General features: G+C 70.4%; 15 protein-coding genes. 6 read left to right on the top strand and 9 right to left on the bottom strand.

The features are described 5' to 3' along the window. Positions 1–14: 14 nt before the first annotated feature. The 5 genes from QHF84_RS24630 (at position 15) to QHF84_RS24610 (ending at position 8454) form a co-directional block, all read left to right on the top strand. The gene (locus tag QHF84_RS24630) at positions 15–2279 is read left to right on the top strand and encodes an ABC transporter ATP-binding protein (protein WP_281315840.1); all 2265 of its coding nucleotides are present in this window, start codon (positions 15–17) and stop codon (positions 2277–2279) included. A gap of 8 nt (positions 2280–2287) precedes the next feature. Next, entirely contained in the window at positions 2288–3661 is a 1374-nt protein-coding gene (locus QHF84_RS24625; RefSeq protein WP_281315839.1) for an HlyD family efflux transporter periplasmic adaptor subunit, read from the top strand. Positions 3662–3663: 2 nt separating this feature from the next. Next, entirely contained in the window at positions 3664–5109 is a 1446-nt protein-coding gene (locus QHF84_RS24620) for a TolC family protein (RefSeq protein WP_281315838.1), read from the top strand. Positions 5110–5300: 191 nt separating this feature from the next. Next, positions 5301–5846 (top strand): hypothetical protein, encoded by a 546-nt coding sequence (locus QHF84_RS24615; RefSeq protein ID WP_281315837.1) that lies wholly within the window; start codon positions 5301–5303, stop codon positions 5844–5846. 259 nt (positions 5847–6105) lie between these two features. Continuing rightward, positions 6106–8454 (top strand): protein kinase, encoded by a 2349-nt coding sequence (locus QHF84_RS24610; protein ID WP_281315836.1) that lies wholly within the window; start codon positions 6106–6108, stop codon positions 8452–8454. A 3-nt stretch (positions 8455–8457) separates the two neighbouring features. Here the strand turns inward: QHF84_RS24610 and QHF84_RS24605 are convergent, their stop codons facing one another. Genes QHF84_RS24605 through QHF84_RS24590 form a run of 4 tightly spaced genes read right to left on the bottom strand, consistent with a single transcriptional unit; the run spans position 8458 to position 12469 of the window. Further along, positions 8458–9531: an oligopeptide/dipeptide ABC transporter ATP-binding protein gene (locus QHF84_RS24605; protein WP_281315835.1), complete on the bottom strand. Its 1074-nt coding sequence runs from the start codon at positions 9529–9531 to the stop codon at positions 8458–8460. Further along, positions 9528–10535, bottom strand: coding sequence for an ABC transporter ATP-binding protein (locus tag QHF84_RS24600; RefSeq protein WP_281315834.1), 1008 nt, complete (start codon positions 10533–10535; stop codon positions 9528–9530). The genes QHF84_RS24605 and QHF84_RS24600 overlap by 4 nt, the downstream gene beginning before the upstream one ends. Then, positions 10532–11218: a DNRLRE domain-containing protein gene (locus QHF84_RS24595; protein WP_281315833.1), complete on the bottom strand. Its 687-nt coding sequence runs from the start codon at positions 11216–11218 to the stop codon at positions 10532–10534. Before QHF84_RS24595 ends, QHF84_RS24600 begins: the two co-directional genes overlap by 4 nt. A gap of 60 nt (positions 11219–11278) precedes the next feature. Continuing rightward, entirely contained in the window at positions 11279–12469 is a 1191-nt protein-coding gene (locus QHF84_RS24590; protein WP_281315832.1) for a PQQ-dependent sugar dehydrogenase, read from the bottom strand. A 510-nt stretch (positions 12470–12979) separates the two neighbouring features. Between QHF84_RS24590 and QHF84_RS24585 the strand changes: the two genes are divergently transcribed. Beyond that, positions 12980–13282, top strand: coding sequence for a hypothetical protein (locus QHF84_RS24585; protein ID WP_281315831.1), 303 nt, complete (start codon positions 12980–12982; stop codon positions 13280–13282). Positions 13283–13411: 129 nt separating this feature from the next. Here QHF84_RS24585 and QHF84_RS24580 read toward each other — a convergent pair whose 3' ends face one another. From QHF84_RS24580 to QHF84_RS24560, 5 genes are all read right to left on the bottom strand, one after another. Then, positions 13412–14305, bottom strand: coding sequence for a hypothetical protein (locus QHF84_RS24580; protein WP_281315830.1), 894 nt, complete (start codon positions 14303–14305; stop codon positions 13412–13414). Between the two features lie 71 nt (positions 14306–14376). Then, the gene (locus tag QHF84_RS24575; protein ID WP_281315829.1) at positions 14377–16065 is read right to left on the bottom strand and encodes a hypothetical protein; all 1689 of its coding nucleotides are present in this window, start codon (positions 16063–16065) and stop codon (positions 14377–14379) included. Positions 16066–16479: 414 nt separating this feature from the next. Further along, a complete protein-coding gene (locus tag QHF84_RS24570) occupies positions 16480–17241 on the bottom strand; it encodes a CDP-alcohol phosphatidyltransferase family protein (RefSeq protein ID WP_281315828.1) in 762 nt (253 codons plus the stop codon). Between the two features lie 99 nt (positions 17242–17340). Further along, positions 17341–18132 (bottom strand): hypothetical protein, encoded by a 792-nt coding sequence (locus QHF84_RS24565; RefSeq protein ID WP_281315827.1) that lies wholly within the window; start codon positions 18130–18132, stop codon positions 17341–17343. Positions 18133–18235: 103 nt separating this feature from the next. After that, complete coding sequence (locus QHF84_RS24560) at positions 18236–18838, bottom strand: hypothetical protein (protein ID WP_281315826.1); 603 nt, start codon at positions 18836–18838, stop codon at positions 18236–18238.

Here is an 18838-nt window from a genome sequence, read left to right as displayed (position 1 = left end):
GAAGGCGGGGCACCGTGGCCCAACCGGAAATCGTCCCCGCTGCCCCTCATCGCCCCCTGCCGCCGCCGGAGCCGCGCGCGTCCACGCCGCCTCCGTCTGCGGAGGAGCCCTCGGCCGCGGCGAAGGCCGCCTGCGACGCGGAGCTCACGGAGCCGTTGCTCCACGCGCTCGAGTTCCTGGGCACGAGCGCGGGCGTCGAGATCGACCGCTCGGCGGCGCGCCGGGCGCTCGACGAGGCGCGGCAAGACGCTGCGTTCGTCGGGCCGGACGCGTGGTTCGATGAGCTCGCCCGCGCGGGCGTCATGGTCGGTCTGCGCATCCGTACGCTGCGCCGATCGAGCGTGGACGCCGTGGCCGGCGCGCGCGCGCTCGTGCCCGCGGTCTCGCTCGCGGCCGGCGCGGACAGACCGACGAGCGCCGTGGCGATCGTGGATCAGCGCCCCGGCGCAGCGTACGTCGTGCCCGTGGGCGGCACGGACAAACCCACGTGGGCGAGCCCCAAGGAGCTCGCGGCGATCGCAGGCGCCGGGAGCGAGGCCGAGGTCGTGACGTGGGCGATCGCCGATCCGCTCGAGCCGCTGGCGACGCTCGGCGGCGGCGGACACGGCCCCGGCGCGCCCTCGCCGCTCGGCAGGCTCGTCTCGTTGCTTCGGCTCGAGCGTGACGACATCGGCGTGGCGCTCGTCTACGCGATCGGCGTGGGCATCGTGTCGCTCGCCGCGCCGATCGGCGTGCAGGCGCTGGTGAACACGGTGGCGTTCGGCGGGCTGCTCCAGCCGCTCGTCGTGCTGACGCTCCTGGTCTTCGTCGCGCTCGCGTTCGCCGGCGTCCTGCGCGCGCTCTGGGCGTGGGTCGTCGAGCGCATCCAGCAGCGCGTGTTCGTGCGGGTCGCGGTGGATCTCGCGCACCGGCTGCCGCGCATGCGCGCGGATGGGCTCGGCGAGACGTACGGGCCGGAGCTCGTGAACCGCTTCTTCGACGTGCTCACGGTGCAGAAGGGCGCGGCCACGCTGCTCGTCGACGGCGTCTCCATCCTCCTGCAGACGGCCGTGGGCATGCTCGTGCTCGCGTTTTACCACCCGCTCCTGCTCGCGTTCGACGTGGCGCTCGTGCTCGCGGTGTCGTTCGTCCTGCTCGGCCTCGGGCGCGGCGCGGTGAAGACGGCCGTCAAGGAGTCGAAGGCGAAGTACGCGGTGGCCGCGTGGCTGGAGGAGATGGCGCGTCACCCGGCCGCCTTCCGCTCGGGCGGCGCCGCGGGCTTCGCGCGGGGGCGGGCCGAAGATCTGCTCCACACCTGGCTCGACGCGCGCAAGAAGCACTGGAAGGTGCTGTTCCGCCAGATCGCGGGCGCGCTCGTGGTGCAGGCGATCGCCAGCGCGGCGCTGCTCGGCGTCGGCGGCTGGCTCGTCATCGGCGGCAAGCTCACGCTCGGCCAGCTCGTCGCCGCGGAGCTCATCGTCACCGCGGTCGTCGCGGGCATCGCGAAGTTCGGCAAGGCGCTCGAGAGCTTTTACGACCTGCTCGCGGGCGTGGACAAACTCGGACAGCTCGTCGATCTGCCCCTCGAAGTCCCCGGCGGCACGCACGTCCCGCGGAGCGAGAAGGGCGCGCGCGTCCGGTTCGTCGACGTCGCGTTCGCGTATCCATGCAAGAAGCCGCTCTTCGAGGACGTGTCGCTCTCGCTCGAACCGGGCGCGCGCGTGGCCGTGGTCGGCCCGAGCGGCGCGGGCAAGAGCACGCTCGCGGACCTGCTCTACGGCCTGCGCGCGCCCACGCGCGGGCGCATCGACGTCGACGGCGCGGACCTGCGCGACGTCGACGTGAGCTCGCTGCGGGAGCACCTCGCGCTCGTGCGCGGCATCGAGATCTTCGACGGCACCGTCGCGGAGAACGTGCGCGTAGGCCGGCCCGAGGTGCAGACGCGCGACGTGCGCGCGGCGCTCGAAGCCGTGGGGCTCTGGGAGGACATCGCGGCGCTGCCCGAGGGGCTCGAGACGCACCTGCCCACGGGTGGGCCTCTCCTCTCGCACGGACAGGCGATGCGCCTCTGCGTGGCGCGCGCCATCGCGGGCAAACCTCGCCTGGTCGTGCTCGACACGGCGCTCGCGGAGCTCGATCCGGCGTCGCGCAAGGCCATCCAGGCCGCGCTGCTCGATCGCGGGGCGCCGTGGACGGTGCTCGTCACGACACACGACCGCGACGTCCTGCGGAGGTGCGACGAGATCTTCGTGCTCGACGCGGGCCGGGTGCGCCCCCTGCGCGCGGGCGACCTCCCTTGAAGGCGCACATGCAGAAGAGCGAAATCCCCATGTCGAAACACGGCAAGCCCTACCGAACGATGGTCCTCGAAGGCGAGAGCGACGTGCTGCGCCTCGTGCGCGCGCCGCGGCTGACGCGGACGATCGCGCGGATGCTGATCACGCTGCTCGGGCTCGTGGCCGTGGCGCTCGTGGTGGTGCCCTGGCAGCAGAACTCGCCCGCGCACGGGCGCGTCATCGCCTTCGCCCCGCTCGATCGCCAGCAGACGATCGATGCGCCCGTCGAGGGCCGCGTCGTGCGCTGGTACGTGAAGGAGGGCGATCGCGTGGAGGAAGGCGCGCCGATCGCCGACATCGCCGACATCGACCCCGAGCTCGTCTCGCGCCTCGAACGCGAGAAGGCTGCCGTCGACGCGCGGATCGAGGCGGCGCGCACGCGGGCCGGCGCCGTGGGGGATCGCATCACGTCGCTCGAGTCGTCGCGCGACAGCGCGCTCGCAGCGGCCTCGTCGCGCGTGCGGATGGCCAAGGATCGCGTGCGCGCCGCCGAGCAGGCGATCGTCGCGGCGAAGGCCGCGCACAAGACGGCCGAGCTCAACCTCGCGCGGCAGCGCACGCTCTTCGAGGAGGGCCTGTCGTCGAAGCGGCAGGTCGAGCTCGCGGAGCTCGAAGAGGCGCGGGCGCGCACCGACCAGGATCGCGCCGACGCCGCGCTCTCGGCCGCCCGCTCCGAGGAGGCCGCGCTCGCCGCGGACCTCGCGAAGATCAAGAACGACGCGAGCGCGTCCATCAACGACGCGTCCGCGTCCCGCGCCACGGCAGAGGCCGAGATCGCCTCGGCGACCGCGGAGCTCGCGCGCATGGAAGTGAAGCTCGCCCGGCAGCTCACGCAGAGCGTGAAGGCGCCGCGATCGGGCACGGTCCTGCGGGTCGTCGCCAAGCAGGGTGGCGAGATGATCAAGTCCGGCGAGGTGCTCGCGGTGATGGTGCCCGACACCGACGAAGCGGCCGTCGAGCTCTGGGTCGACGGCAACGACGTCAACCTCGTCACGCCGGGCCGGAGCGTGCGCCTCCAGTTCGAGGGCTGGCCCGCGATCCAGTTCTCCGGCTGGCCCTCGGCGGCCGTCGGCACGTACGGCGGCAAGGTCGCGTTCGTCGACGCCACGGACGACGGCGCCGGCAAGTTCCGCGTGGTCGTCGTGCCCGACGGGGACGAACCTTGGCCCTCCAAGCAATATCTCCGGCAAGGCACGCGCGCGAACGCCTGGGTCCTGCTCGACCGCGTCTCGCTCGGCTACGAGCTTTGGCGCCAGTTCAACGGCTTCCCGCCCCAGTGGCCCGCGCCGAGCGACGGGACCGCAAAGGAAGGCAAGAACGCTCCGAACAAGGGAGACCGCAAGTGAGCATGCGTGGACGAACCCTCGCCCGCGGCCTCGCCCTCGCGCTCGGGCTCGCGTGGCCGGCGGTTGCTACAGGACAAACCTCCGCGACGGCGACAGCCTCGACGAGCGTGGGCGAGCTCCGCCTCGATGAACTCGTTCGCGCGGTCGAGCAGCGCTTCCCGCTCATCCTGGCGGCGCAGCAGGAGCGCGCGGCGGCCGAGGCCGATCGCCTGTCCGCGTCGGGCGGGTTCGATCCTTCGTGGCGCACGAGCGCGGCCGTGATCCCCATCGGCGGGTATCCCTCGCAACGGCTCGACACCTTCGTCGAGCAGCCGCTGCCGTGGTGGGGCTCGAGCGTCTTCGCCGGCTATCGCCTCGGCCTCGGCGAGTACCCCGTCTACGACGGCAAGCTCGCCACGAACCAGTACGGCGAGGTGCGCGCCGGCGCGCGGCTGAACCTCTGGCGCGACGGGCCGATCGACCGCCGCCGCGCGAGCATCCGGCGCGCCGAGCTCGGCGTCGACGCGGCCGCGCAGGGCGCCGATCAGCAGCGCATCGAGGCCACGCGCCTCGCCTCGTTCCGCTACTGGGACTGGGTCGCTGCGGGCCGGCGGCTCGCCGTCGCGCGCACCTGGCTCGACCTCGCGCTCGTGCGGGACGACGCGCTCGCGCGGCGCGTGGAGACCGGCGACGTCCCCGCGTTCGAGCGTCAGGAAAACCAGCGCGCGATCCTCCAGCGCAGGGCGCAGCTCGCCTCGGCGCAGCGTGCGCTCGAACAGGCCGCGATCGAGCTCTCGCTCTTCCTGCGCGCCCCCGACGGCTCGGCCATCCTGCCCGAGCCCGCGCGCCTCCCCGCGTCGATGCCCGAGCCCACGCCGCTCGACGTCACGCGCGTCCGAGCGGACGAGCGGACGGCGATCGAGCGCAGACCCGAGCTCAAGCGCCTCGACGCGCAGAAGGAGCAAGCCGAGGTCGAGCGTCGCTGGGCCGAGAACCAGAAGCGTCCTGCGATCGACCTCGTCGTCGTCGGCTCGCAGGATCTCGGCCCGGGGGATCCCAAGCAGTCGAAGCCCGTGCTCGAAGCGGCCGTCGTCGTCGACATCCCGCTCTTGAACCGCGTGGCGAACGGCCGCGAGCAAGCCGCGGCGGCGCAGGTCTCGCGCATCGAGGCCCAGGCGCGGCTCCAGCGCGATCGCGTCGTGGCCGACGTGCGCGACGCGGCCTCTGCACTCGCGGCGGCCGAGCAGCGCGCTTCCATCGCGCGCGCGGAGGTCGACGTTGCGCGCAAGCTCGCCGACCAGGAGCTTCGGCGCTTCGGGCTCGGCGAGGGCACGCTCCTGCTCGTGAACCTGCGCGAGCAAGCCGCGCTCGAAGCGGCGCTCCGCCAGATCGACGCCGTGGCCGACTGGCAGAAGGCCCTCGCCGCCTACCACGCCGCGACCGCGGGCGCCGCGAGCGCCGTCCGCTGACCTCGCTTCCTCGCGAGACAGGTGATCCAAAACACGTCAACAGCGCCAAAAAACTTTGATCATGCCCCCGCGCGGGCAGGCTCGTCACGTGGTTCCAGCGGCGCGGCGGCCCTTCCGCGCGTGCTCGACACGTTCGGGCAAATTTTTGGCGGAAAGGTCGTCGGTCTGCATGTAGACTCCGTCCCCTCAACATGCCGACCGCTCCTCGTCGTCGCCTCGAAAGCAAAGACATTCCGCAAGCAGACAGCCTCGAAAACGTCCGCCGCATCATCGATGCGGTCGCCGATGGCTCGAAAACGAAGGCTGACGTCTCCGACCGCACCGGGATCAACCCCCGCCACGTGCTCTACGGACTCCACACCGCTCGGGTGCTCGGGTTCCTCGTGGAGGAAGAGGGCGGCGGGTTCGGGACCACCGAGCTCGGCAAGGCGCTTCGCAATGACCCGGCCGGGAGCGCCGAGGAGCGCGAGGGGTTCCGCAAGTCGATCCAGGACAGCGAAATCATCGGCGCGATCGCCCCCGGGATCCTGTCCGACAAGCCCCCCACGCAGGACACGATCACAAAGAACATCGTGAAGCTCAGCGGGCTGTCGGATTCGACCGCGGGCCGCCGCGCGCAGACGTTGATCTCGTGGCGCACGCAGATCATGTCGCAGCTCGGGACGGGCGTCGTTCCGGCCGCGGAGGACGCCGCCGCCGACGAGAGCGACGAAGACGAGTCGGTGGCCCAGGCCTGATCGGACCGCTCACGCGCTCACCTCCTACCGCGGGGTGAGCGCGTTTGTCCTCCATGGTCCGACGACACGCGCCCCGGGTCGTCTCCCCATCGACGCAATGCGTGACCTCCGATTGACGAACAATCGTCAATGGTGTGACGCGCCATTGCGATCGTTATCGTCTCGCCCGGCGCATGTGCCCGTGCTACCCTAGCTTTCTGTCGACACCGGTGCATTCCGCAATGCCGCTCGCGGAGGATCCCGTGGGGGAAACGACCGCATGATCGCCATGGAACGGGCGAATCGAGAGCGCGCAGAGGCGCGCATCGGGACGCTTTTGAAAGGGAAGTGGCGGCTCGATATGCTGCTCGGCGTGGGCGGCATGGCGGCCGTCTACGCGGCCACGCACCGCAACAAGAACCGCGCGGCCGTGAAGGTCCTCCACCCGGACCTCGCCGCCGAGCCCGCGATCCGCTCGCGTTTCCACCACGAGGGGTATGCCGCGAACGCCGTCGGCCACCCGGGCGTCGTCCGCATCCTCGACGACGACGAGACCGACGACGGCGTCGCCTTCCTCGTGATGGAGCTGCTCGAAGGCGAGACCTACGACCGCATCGCCCAGCGCTGCGGCGGCAAGCTCCCCACGCCCGAAGTGCTCACGCTCGCGCACGCCGTGCTCGACGTGCTCGTCGCCGCCCACGAAAAGCGCATCCTGCACCGCGATCTCAAGCCCGAGAACATCTTCCTCACGCAGGCCGGCACCATCAAGGTCCTCGATTTCGGCCTCGCGCGGGTGTTCGAGCCCGCGGTCCAGCAAGGCCGCATCGTGACGAGCTTCGGCACGACCATGGGCACGCCGGGCTTCATGCCCCCCGAGCAGGCGCGCGGCGACTGGAACGAGGTCGACGCCACGAGTGATCTCTGGGCGCTCGGCGCCACCTTGTACACGCTCCTCTCCGGTCGCGTCGTGCACGACGCCCAGAACGTCACGGGCAGCCTGATCATGGCCGCCACGAAGCCCGTCGGCTCGCTCGGGCTCGTCGCGCCCACCCTCCCCCGCGCCGTGATCGAGATCGTCGATCGAGCCCTCCAGTTCGACAAGGCGAACCGCTTCCAGGACGCCGCCTCGATGCGCGCCGCCGTCGCCGAAGCGATGCAGCCCACGACGCGCGTCTCGCCCGGAAACACGCCCGACGCCCACCGCCTGCACGGCAAAGCGCTCGTGGAGCCGAGGATCGGCACGAGCTCCGAGCCGGCCACGCTCGCGATGGCCGGGATGCACCGCACGCAGCCGCCCACGTTGCCCACGCCGCCGGACTCCGCGTCCCTCGCGCCTCACGTGCCCGCCGCGCGCCCGCCGACGCACGAGGACCACGACGGACGCCGGCCGCCGGGCCGCTCCGGCCCAACGCCGCCCCAGCTCATGACCGGCCAGCTCACGCCCTCGCGTGGCACGAGCGGCCCCCTCTCGCCCGCCGCGAGCCCCCCGGGCGGCACGCGCCCCACGCCGCCCCAGCAGACCGACCGGCCCGAGGTGGTCTCGCCCGTCGAGATCGCCAAGGACACGTTCTGGGTCGGCAAGCGTGATCCGAAGAGCATCTTCCACGCGAACCCGTACCTGCGCGTCTTCCGCCCCAAGCCCGGCTTCGAACAGGCGGGCCCGTTCCACCTGCTCGTCGACCCCGGATCGAGCTCCGACTTCGCCGTCGTCTCGGCCAAGATCGGCACGCTGATCGGCGGGATGAACAAGCTCTCGGCGCTGTTCATCAACCACCAGGATCCGGACGTCGGATCGAGCGCCGCCGTGATCTCGGCCCGTTACGCGCCGGGCGCCGCGATCGTCTGCTCCGAGGCCACGTGGCGCCTCATCGTGCACTTCAACCTGCCGCCCGAGCGCTACGTCGACACGGCCCGTTTTCCCCGCGGCTTCGACGTGCCCACGGGCCACACGATGCTCCCCGTCCCGAGCCCGTTCTGCCACTTCCGCGGCGCCGTGATGCTCTACGACCCGGAGACGCGCGTGCTCTTCACGGGTGACCTCTTCGGCGGCCTCACGCCGATCGAGGCGCGCGGGCTCTGGGCCGACGAGAGCGACTGGGCCGGCATCCGCGCGTTCCACCAGACGTACATGCCGACGAACCGCGTCCTCACCCGCGCGATGGACGCGATCCGCGCCCTCGATCCGCCCGTCGAGATCATCGCCCCGCAGCACGGCCGCCTGCTGCGCGGCGCGCTGCTCCATCGCTACATCGACCGCCTCGCGCGCCTGCCCGTCGGCCTCGACATCCTCGACGACGTCGCCGACGAGGAGACGATCACCGCCTGGAACAGCGTGCTCCGCCGCGTCGTGCGCACGGCCCGCATGGTGCTCGGCCCCGAGGCCGACGAGCTCCTCCACCAGCACGAGGACCTGCGCGACACGCTCCAGGTCAGGGGCGACGAGGTCCGCCTCTCCTCCCTCGGACGCTGGACCCTCGGCGCCGTCGTCGAGGCGCTCACGGTCGGACAAACCCCCACGATCGCGAACCCGATCAAGCTCGAAGCCGTCCTCGCCTGCGAAGAGCTCGAGCTGCCCTCGCCCGACATCCGCATCGAGGACGCCGAGTCGTCGGAGCGCATCGGCGTCTGAGCTTCAGCCCTCGCTCGTCGGGCCCGCGGGAATCGAGGGCCGCGCGCTCGGCCATGGCGCCGGCATTTCGCTCGCTTCGGGATGGAAGCAAGCCACGCGGTGGTGGCTGCCGGGAACGATCTCCGTGAGGTCCGGCGCCTCGACGTCGCAGCGCCCCTTCTCGGCTTTCTGGCAGCGCGACTGGAAGACGCACCCACGCGGCGGTTCGAGCGGGCCGGGCGGCTCGCCCCAGAGCACACGGCGGGGCCGCGGATCGCCGTCCTCGCGCGGCAGCGCCCCGAAGAGCGCCCGCGTGTACGGGTGCAGCCGCCGCTCCGCCACGTCGCGCGCCGGTCCCATCTCCACGATGCGGCCGAGGTACATCACCGCGATGCGGTGGCTCATGTAGCTGACCACGCGCAGGTCGTGCGAGATGAACAGGTAGCTCACGGACAGCTCGTCCTGCAGCCGCTCGAGCAGGTTCAGGATCTGCGCCTGCACCGACACGTCGAGCGCGCTCGTGGGCTCGTCGCAGACCACGAAGTCGGGCCGCACCGCGAGCGCACGCGCGATCGCGATGCGTTGCCGCTGCCCGCCCGAGAACTCGTTCGGGTACCGATCGAGCGCCTCGGGGCCGAGCCCCACCTTCGCGACCATCTCCTCCACGGTCTCATCGGCCTCGCGTGGCGTCTTCGCGAGCCGGAGCGCCGCGATCCCTTCGCCGACGATCTCGCGCACCGTCATGCGCGGGTTGAGCGACGAGTACGGGTCCTGAAAGACGATCTGCATGCGCCGGCGCAACGGCCGGATCGCGCGCTCGGACAGGCGCGTGATGTCTTGCCCGTCGAACACGATACGCCCGAGCGTGGGCTCGACGAGGCGCAGCACCGTGCGTCCGAGCGTGCTCTTGCCGCAGCCCGACTCGCCGACGAGCCCCAGCGTCTCGCCCGGCCGGATGTAGAAGCTCACGCCGTCGACCGCGTGCAAAAACTTCGGCGCCTTGAAGAGCCCCTGACGCACGGGGAACAACGTCGAGAGCTTCTCGACCTGGAGCAGCGGTTTGCCCGAGCGAGGTTTGTCCGGTCCGCCGCCGCTCATGCCGCGCCTCCGTGCAGGAAACACCGGACCGCGTCGCGCCCGCCTCCCGCCGGCAAGAGCGGCGGCGCCTCCTCGCGGCACCGATCCATCACCTCGGGGCAACGCGGCGCGAACGCGCATCCGTTCGAAACGCGGCGCGGATCCGGCAGCACGCCTTCGATCGTCGGCAGCGCCTTCCGCTTTTCTCCGCGCGTCCGGAACGAGCCCGCGGGCGGCACGCTGCGCACGAGGGCCTGCGTGTACGGATGCCGCGGCGACGAGAGCACCTGCGATGGGGGCCCCGCCTCCACCACCTTCCCCGCGTAGAGCACCACGATCTCGTGCGCGATCTCCGCGACGAACGGCAGGTCGTGCGTGATCACGAGCAAGCTCATCCCGAGCTCGCGCGCTTGATCGGCGAGCAGCGCCATGATCTGCGCGCGCAGCGCCATGTCGAGCGCGCTCGTGGGTTCGTCCGCGACGAGCAGGCGCGGCGGCGCGGCGAGCGCCATCGCGAGCAGCACGCGTTGCCGCATGCCGCCGCTGAGCTCGTGCGGGTAGCTGTCGAAGCGCTCGTCGGGCCGCGGAAACCCCACGCGGTGGAGCAGCGCGAGCGCGCGCGCCCGTGCTTCTTTGCGGGACATGCGCTCGTGCAGGCGGATCGCCTCCATGATCTGCGTGCCCACCGAGTAGACCGGCGTGAGCGCCGTCAGCGGCTCCTGGAACACCATCCCGATCTTGCCGCCGCGCACCTGCCGCATCGCGCGCTCCGAAAGCTTCAGGAGGTCCTCGCCCTGAAACAGGATCGCGCCGCGATCGATCCGCGCGCTCGGCGAGGGCAAGAGCCGCAGGATCGACAGCGCCGTCGCCGTCTTCCCGCAGCCCGACTCACCCACGAGCCCCACGGTCTTTCCTTGCGGCACGTCGAACGAGACGCCGTCGAGCGCCTGCACGCTCGTGCCCTCGGCGGTCGCGAACGAGACGGCGAGGTCGCGGATCGAGAGGAGCGGCTCGCGAGCCGTCACCGTACGTAGACCTCGAGGCGCGGACCCCGCTTCTCCACCACGCCGAGGGAGAACGTGATCCCGCGCGGATCATCCGGATCGGCGAGCACCGCGAGGCCATGCTCCTCGCCCGTCCGCTTCGCCCAGCGCTGCACCACGTGCGTCACGTCCAAGCGCACCGGGCTCGGCGACGTCACGCCCACGAGGCCCGCCTTCTCGGCCAGGTCGAGGCGCGGGCTCCGCCCCCACGAGACGAAATCCTCACGCCACGGCTCGAGGATCCGCGCGATCGAGAGCGACACCGGCTGCGTCGGCGGCTCGGACGCGGTCGCCGTCTCCAGCACGAGGAACGCCGACGACACCTCGCCCACCTCGGCCACGGGCACCTCGAAGTGGAGCAGGAGCGACGTATCACCCGCCGCGCTTCGCCCGAGCGAAACCGCCTCCGGCAGCGCCCCACCGCCGCCGCTCGGCCCCTTCGAGGACACGACCGCGACGGCGTCCGGGAAGAGCAAGAGCCGGCGCGCATCCATCGCGGTCACGAGCGTGTCTTTTTTCGGCCGACAGCGGCCGACCACGCAGACGTCACCCTCGGCCGCGCAGGCCACGTCCGCGGCGCAGAGCGGCGGGCCGGGTGGGCTCTGCACGCAGCCGAGGAGCGAAGCGGCGAAGAGCACGGCGAAAGGCGGGCGAGCGATCCACACGGCGGCCCCGGGACCCTAGCAAAAGTGCCCGCCCGCTCCCACCACGGAAGGAGAAAGACGTCACCCCTCGGGGGACGCAAGCGGGGCGGGCGGCGGCGACCAGCGGGTAATCCGGTAAATCTTGTCCCCGTCGCGAGGGCAATCGCCGCGGCCGTCGCAATTGCTCGTCGTCACGTAGATCGCGCCGTCGGGCCCCGTCACCACGTCGCGGAGCCGCCCGAGCCCCGTCGGCCCTTCGCCCTGGAAATAGACCTCGTGGTGCTCCACGCGCTTCGGGTCGTCCCTTTCGAACGTCACGCGGTGCAGGTGCTGCGAGCCGAGCGTCGCCACGAGCAGGCTCCCTTTCCACTCGCGAATCGCGTCGCCCTGGTAGAGCAAGGCCCCGCCCGGCGGCGTCGCCTGCTCGAACACGAGCGACGGCGCCGTCACCCCGAGCGCCACCTCGCAACCGTAATACGTCGGCCACCCGAGATCGTCGCCGGCCCGCGCCCTCGTGATCTCGTCGTGCCCCTCCCGCCCCATCTCTCCGCTCGGCCCGTGATCCGCGACGATCACCTCGCCGCCCGGCGCGAACGCGAAGGCCTGCACGTTGCGCACCCCGCTCAGGTACACGAGGCTCTTGCGGAACGGATTGTCCGCGGGCACCTCCCCGTCCCGCGTCATTCGCAAGAGCTTGCCGGCGAGGCTCTTCGAGTCCCGCGAGAGATCCGGGTGCTGCGCGTCCCCCGTCCCCGCGTACAGCATCCCGTCGGGCCCGAACCGCAGCCGCCCGCCATTGTGGAATCGATTTGCAGGAATCCCCGTGACGAGCACCTTGTCGCGCGTCGCGCTCGCGCCGTCGTCCGCGAGCCGATATCGCTCGATTTGATTCTCGGGTCCGTCCGGCCCGCGCACCGTCAGGTAAACGTAAAAATACCGATTTTGGGTGAATTTCGGATCGACGACGACGCCGAGCAGCCCGCCTTCGCCCTCCTCGACGACCGGCAGCACGAGGATGGGCGGCGTGAGCCCACCTTGATGCACGAGCCGTACGCGCCCGGGCCGCTCGGTCACGAGCATGTCGCCGTTCGGCAGGAAGGCGATTCCCCACGGCACTTCGAGCCCGCCCGCGACGATCTCTGCTTTCAGCGCCGCACCACCGGGCGGCCCCGAGCTGGGCCCGGGCACGAGCGTGCATCGACTGTCGACGCGTGGCGCGCCGCTCGTCGAACACGCGCCCCCGAGCGCGCCGAGGACCAGCCCGAGCGCCACCCCGACGAGACCGTACCGGCTTCTCGGGAGGGGACCTTGCGGGCAGACGCGCGCCATGAGGGCAGCGCTTGCAAGCGAGAGGCCCGCGACGAGCGTTCCGCGAAGGAGCAGGGCGATGCAGTCGCGGCCGGACCGCGTCCTGCGAGAACTTCGGGCCTCGAGGGGGCAACGGCGAGCTCGACGAAGCTGCACCAGCGCGTGCCGCTCATCCTGGGCTCGCCGCACGGCGTGGACGTATTCGAGGCGGGCGCATGATCTGCCATCCTCGGGTACAATCCGGCACCCATGGATGTCCTGCAACCGTACGCGCGATCCTTACTCACCGCCCTCGCACTTGCGATCACGACGAGCTGCGCGGCCAGTCCACACCCCCAGGAGTCGTGTACGGCGGATCGAGCGTGCGACACCACGCCGATACCACGCTGTTCCGAGGGTCCCGAGCCCCTCGCATTCGACGAACTCTACACGTCGCGCGAGCAGCACGTCGGGCAACCGATACGCGTACGCGGGGTGCTGACCCGCGCGGGCAACGCCTGCACGCGGCGCGCGTGCCTGGGTGAACAGCAATGCTGCAACCGCTGCGAGGGGCGCGTCGTGCTCACGGCGTCGGCGTCGGGCCCGCTTTCGTACCCGATGCCGCCGCATTTGCCGCTGGGCGCGCCGCCCGACACCCGCTGGCAGTGCGTCGGCGACGAGACCGGGCAGTGCTGCAGCATCGCGTTGGACGGGCAGCCCGTGGTCGTGCAGGCCACGTTGCGCCGCGGTCCGGGCGAGATCCTCATGCTCGACGAGGCTCAGGTCTGCAGTCCGTGAAGCCCGCCGGCCTCGGGGCGATCGAGCCCCGCCGGATCCTCGGGCACCAGGCCACCCGACGTCGACGTCGACGAGGGGTAACGACCTCTCATCGTTGGGCTCCGATTCCCGGGGCCGAGGAAGGCCCGATCAGGGGCCGACCGGAGCCCCTCCACCGTGAGCACCGAGCAGGATCGGGAGCCACCGGCCGAGCGTCAACCCCACCATGGCGTCGTGCGGCATCGGCTCGCGTGGCTGCACGTGCTCGAGCTCCCGCAGAAACCCGGCCGCGGCGGGGTTCTGCGCCACGCCCTTCGTGAACACCGACCGAAACTCGCCGAACGGCCGTTTCGCCCAGGAGAGCGTCTGCCACGAGACGATCACGTGCATGTCGGATCGACTGCCCGCGAGCACCTTCGCCATATCGGGCAGCATGCACGTGTCGATCACGAGCGCCGCGTGCACCTTGGTTTTCCCGCCGATCGCCGTCGCGATCCCGCCGCGCGTGTTGCACCCGCCGCCCGAGTGCGCCGCGACGAGGATGCGGCTCGTATCGAGGGTCGCCGTTCCCCCGAGCGCTTTGCTCGTCTCCTCGACGAACCGATCGAGATCGAAGGCGGGCCAGCTCGTCACGGCGTTCGTCACGGCCGAGGGGACGATCGAGCTCGGCGCGGCCACGACCACGGGCGGGATTTTTCCGGTCTCGACGAGCCCGGCCACGATGCGCCGCACGTCGCCCTCATTTCCCCCGCCCATCCAGCGATACTTGATGCGCTCGGTGTTCAGGCCGTGGATGAAGACCAGCAGCGGCCGCTTGGCGCCGGCGTCGGCGAGGGCCGCGCGAGGCACGAACGCCCGACCGAGCCAGGCGCGCTCGGGATGCCCGATGTCCTTGCCGTCCCACGCGTAATCGAGGGTCTGGCCGTCGAGCGGCGGCGGCGGCGGCGGCTTCTTCTTGCCCTTGGCCCACGCGGGGGACGCGGCGAGGAGGAGGACGGCCGTGAGCACGATCGTCGCGATCGAGGGCGGGGCGCGGCGCTTCATGGGCGAACCCATGATAGCGTAGACGGGCGGGAAATCGCGGGAAAATCAGGCTGGCCGACCGACGCCGCTGCTCAGAAGGCGGTGCCCTCGTCGTCCCCGGGGTGCGGGTTCCCGCCGGTGGACAGGCTCTTCAAGTAATTGACCATATTGTCGCGCCGGAACGGCAGGAACACCGTGGCGAGCGCCGGCGAGACGGCCCACGCGCACAGGCAGGAGGAGGGCTGCGCCGTGCACACCGTATTGCACGTGACCCCGGTCGCCGTCGGCACGAGGAGCGAATCGGAGACCTGCGTGAATGCGTTCGGCCGCACGCCCGGCGCGACCTCCGGCCCCTGCGCCACGTCGGGCCACTGGACGTTTTCGCCGAGCTTGTTTGCGTCGACCACGCCGCCGAAGATCGGCGCCGTCGACGTGGACAGCTCGTGGCACCCCGCGCAGGCCTGGGACTGGGCGCGGCGCACGATTTCGGAGGGCTTGAGCGAGCTGCCGATCTCGCTCAACTTGGCCTGGATCTTCGCAGCGAAGGGCCCGGTGGGACTGAAGACGAGGTTGTAGTTCGAATCATTGGCCACGGGCGGGCCGCCCGGTTGGAGGGCCGGCTGCGACGTGCTCTGCCCGCCGTTGAACTCCCGGCCGACGCGATTCATGTTGAAGAGGTTCGGGTCGCCGATCGCGAGCGCCGGGATCTGGTTGATGAAGCTCTCGGCATTGCTCGGATCGCGGAACTTGAGCGCCCGCGGGCTCGTGTTGTCGTCGCTGAACAGGCTGGCCTCGGGGTTGATCCCGGTGGGGACCATCCGGACCTCGGGCTTGCAATTCTGCTTTTTGGTCTTGCCGGAGCAGGTGCGCCGGAGGTTGTATTCGCGGAGCTGCCAGGGCTGCCGGAGCCCGCCGGCGGTGGGGTCGTTCAGGAACTGGTTGCTGCGGATCTGGCCGCTGACCTGCTCGCCGGTCTTCGGATCCACCTCCCCCGTGAAGTGGTCCCACTGGAAGGCCGCGGGCAGTCCCTGATAGCCCTTGAAGAAGAATCGCTCGAGCTCCGCGGCCCGCTGCGCCGGATCGTGGATGTTCGAGAGCCCCGCCCAGAACTCGACGACCTTGGCGCAGCCTTTGAGCCCGAACGTCGGCTTCGGGTTCGGCATGACCGCCTCGAAAATGAGGAGGTTGCGGTTGGTCAGGAGCTGATTGCCCGCGGTCTCGAGCGGCGATTGCTGGAAGCCCTTGCCGAAGATCATGCGGTACTGGCCGCAGGTTTGCCCATTGGCCGGGGCCAGGTCGAACCGGTTGACGATGGCGAGCGGCGAGTAAGGATCGCAGTTCGGGCCGCTGCAGAACGGGTTGTGCTTCGAGAGATCCGCGAGCGCGCCCTCCTGCCGTGGACATTCGATCCGGAATCCGTTCAGCACCGCATTGCCGCTCGCGTCTTTCTCGTCGTCGCAGTGCTGCCCGTCGGGCACGAGGCCTCCGGCCTTCGTGTTGTTCGTATCGTAGATGCTCTGGTAGAGCTTCGCCGCGTCGAGGCCCGGATTCGACCCGCTCGTGGCCGCGAGCTGGCCGAGCACCCGCTCGAGCGAGAAAAGAAAGTTTCCCTTCGAATCCTTCGTCTCGAGCGTCTGCAGATCCACGACCATCAGCGAGCGGTCGATGTTGATCACCGGCGGCGACTTGATGGGTTTCCCGCCGATCGCCTCCTCGACCTCCTGCGTGAACTCCTCTCCCGACGGCGTGTCGCAGGCGCCGACGCCGAGCAGCATGAGCATCGAAAGATATGCGGGAATCGTACGATGAAAAGAATGTAAGCGGTCCGCCGGAGCACCGATGGCCCTCATGTAGTCCCCTCCCTAGTGGCTCGCTTCACGGGTCGTTCATGCCCGCGAGCCAAGCAATGGCAGTCGCTTTTCGCCCCGGCGCCACGCCAGGGTCGTGCACATGGTTCAGGGGGGAGGATAGCGGGGATAACTCGCGTGACCACCCCAAAGTGAGACAGCGCACAGCGCATTGCGCCCGGAGCTTTGATGTCGCGTCCCGGATGATGGCAATGGTGGCTTTGTCAGACGCGCCGCGCCCGGGGCATCGGGCGTTGACGGCGTGGTCGTTCGGGCGCGCTTCCGTTACGAAAACAGCGCTTCGTCAGGCCTCGCGCGAGGCCACGCAGGCGGGAAAACGCGGGAAAGTCAGGCGAGACGCTCGGCCTGGGCGGGCTCGGGGGCGGACTCGGGTTCGGCGTCGAGGCCGGCGCCCGGGTTCATCAGGCAATACACGACCCCGCCCAGGGTGTAGATCAGGGCGATGCCGAGCAGGTACTCCGGCAAGATCCGGAGCGGCCCGCACAGATACGCCCCGACGATGTTGCACACCGTGAACGCCTTCATGACCTTGTTCTTGCCGAGCTTCAGCTTCGGCAGGCGGACCGTGCTCACCATGAGACCCGCGGCGATCACCAGCACGGCGGGGCTCACGATGAGCGAGCGCTCGGGCAAACCGTACTTGTCCCACGTGAGGTATGCCGACGCGATGATTGCGCCCATCAGCGTACCGGGCAGGCCGTAGAAGATGCCCTCGCCGCCCGTCATCACGTTGAAGCGCGCGAGGCGCACGGCGAGCGCGAGCGCGTAGAGGCCCGAGGTCGCGAGCAGCGCGGGTTTCTCCCAGCCGAGCATCGGCCCGAGCGGCAGGAGCCGGTAGTAGACCAGCGCGGCCGGGGCGATGCCGAAGACCACGAAGTCGGCGAAGCTGTCGAACTCGACGCCGAACTTGCTCGTGGCGTTGAGCAGACGCGCGGCGCTGCCGTCGAGCTTGTCGAGCAAGACGCCCCAGAGGATCATCCACGCCGCGAGGCGGAAATTGCCCTCCGAGCTCATCACGACGGAGCCGAGGCCGAGGAGAAGCGAAAGCCCGGTGAACCCATTGGGTACGAAGTAACGAAGCGGCGGCACGGCGCGGGATGCTACATCCGTCCCGGGCGCCGCGTCAAAAGCCATTACGCGATCCGCTTCGCGGCGGCGCGGTGCGCAAAATGCTTCGCAGCATGGCCTTCACGGAAACCACGGAGGAGCCGCGGACTGGGCGCCGATCATCGAGCCGAAGCCGACGGCCAGCAAGACGAGCGCGAAGATACCCCAGGCGGGCGAAGTTTCATCACGGCGGATCTCTGCGACCACGTCGGCGAGACCCGCTTCCCGGACACAGAAGTGGGGCGCCTTGCCGCGCACGAGCCGCGCGCCGCGGGCGGGCAGGCGGTACAGACTTGCGCCCGGCTCGTCGCGTCGGACCTCACCGACGGCGACGACACGATGCCCGACCCGGGCCGCGCCATGAAATCGTGGGCCCTCCCCGGCCGGCTGATCCGCGCCGTCGGCGCGCTCGACACGCAGCACGTCGCCGCGCGCGTCCGCGAGGACCAGCGGATAGGTGACCCATTCGTCGCCGCCGGGCGCCGCGGACGCGGGGCGCTCGATCGGGCGGCCGCTCACGACCCAGGCGTCGATCGCCACGAATTCATGGGGCAGCGCCTCGTCCACGAGCACCTCTCGCGCGCGCGCCACGCGCAGGGAGAGGCGCCGGCCGAAGGTGCCTTTCGCGAGGGAGATCGGGAACAGGTACGCCCCGATGAAGAGCCCTCCGAACGCGCTCGGAAACCACGACATCCCTCCGGGGACGGCAAGGACCCAGCGCTTGCACGCGAAAATGACGGCGAGGCACGGAACGACGAGCATCGCCCAAAAGACGAGGATGAAGGCGAGCGTGAGGACGAGGAGGAACACCTTCTCGACGACCCAAGCCGCCACCTCGAAGGCATCCGCCGCCCATGCTTTGAGTTTTTTCACGCCGGGAGAAACGGCCCCGTGAGAGCGGGATTCCCGCGGCTTCGCCGATTGCCACGTTGTCCAGAAATGCCTGCCGGGACAGCGCGCCGGGAAAAAGTGGCAGTCAGCGCGGCTTCGGCCGGGACGCCTCGCGGGCGGAATCGAAGAACAGGACGCCGAGCAGCACGAGAAGAATGATTTCTCCGAGCACGAGCGCCCAGGCGGGCCCTTCTCGTTTGTCCGGAGGCACGTGGGCCACATAGGCCGCGATCGCGGCCATCCCTGAAAAGACGAACGTGAGGAGGTCGATCACGAGCTGAATCCACTTCCGCAGCTTGCGCCGCCCGTCGCGCCGGTGAAACCCTTCCCAGCCGAAGAGCGCCTGTCGCGCCTTGGCGCTGCGCTTCACGCGTTTTGCGAGTTCGTCCTCCACGTACATTCGAATCGCGGTGATCTTCTGGTCGTTCACGAGATACGTCCAGCCGAGGATCGCCGTCACCCACGGGACCACGAGGAACGCGACGTACATCGGCCCGCCGCCCCCGCCGAAGCCGCCGAGCGCCACGGACGTCACGGCCCCGACGGCGCCCACCGTCACATAGAGCAGGTTGTCACGAAAACCGATGCGCGCGCTCTGCTCGGATTTCAGCGCCCCGTACTCGCCGAGCAGGACCTCGAGCTCCTGCCCGCTCGTGGCGTCCTCGTCCTTGCACTCCTCCCCTTGCAT

This window comes from Polyangium sp. y55x31 (genome assembly GCF_029946505.1).
GTDB lineage: Bacteria > Myxococcota_A > Polyangia > Polyangiales > Polyangiaceae > Polyangium.
This window is presented reverse-complemented; position numbering and strand designations above follow the sequence as displayed.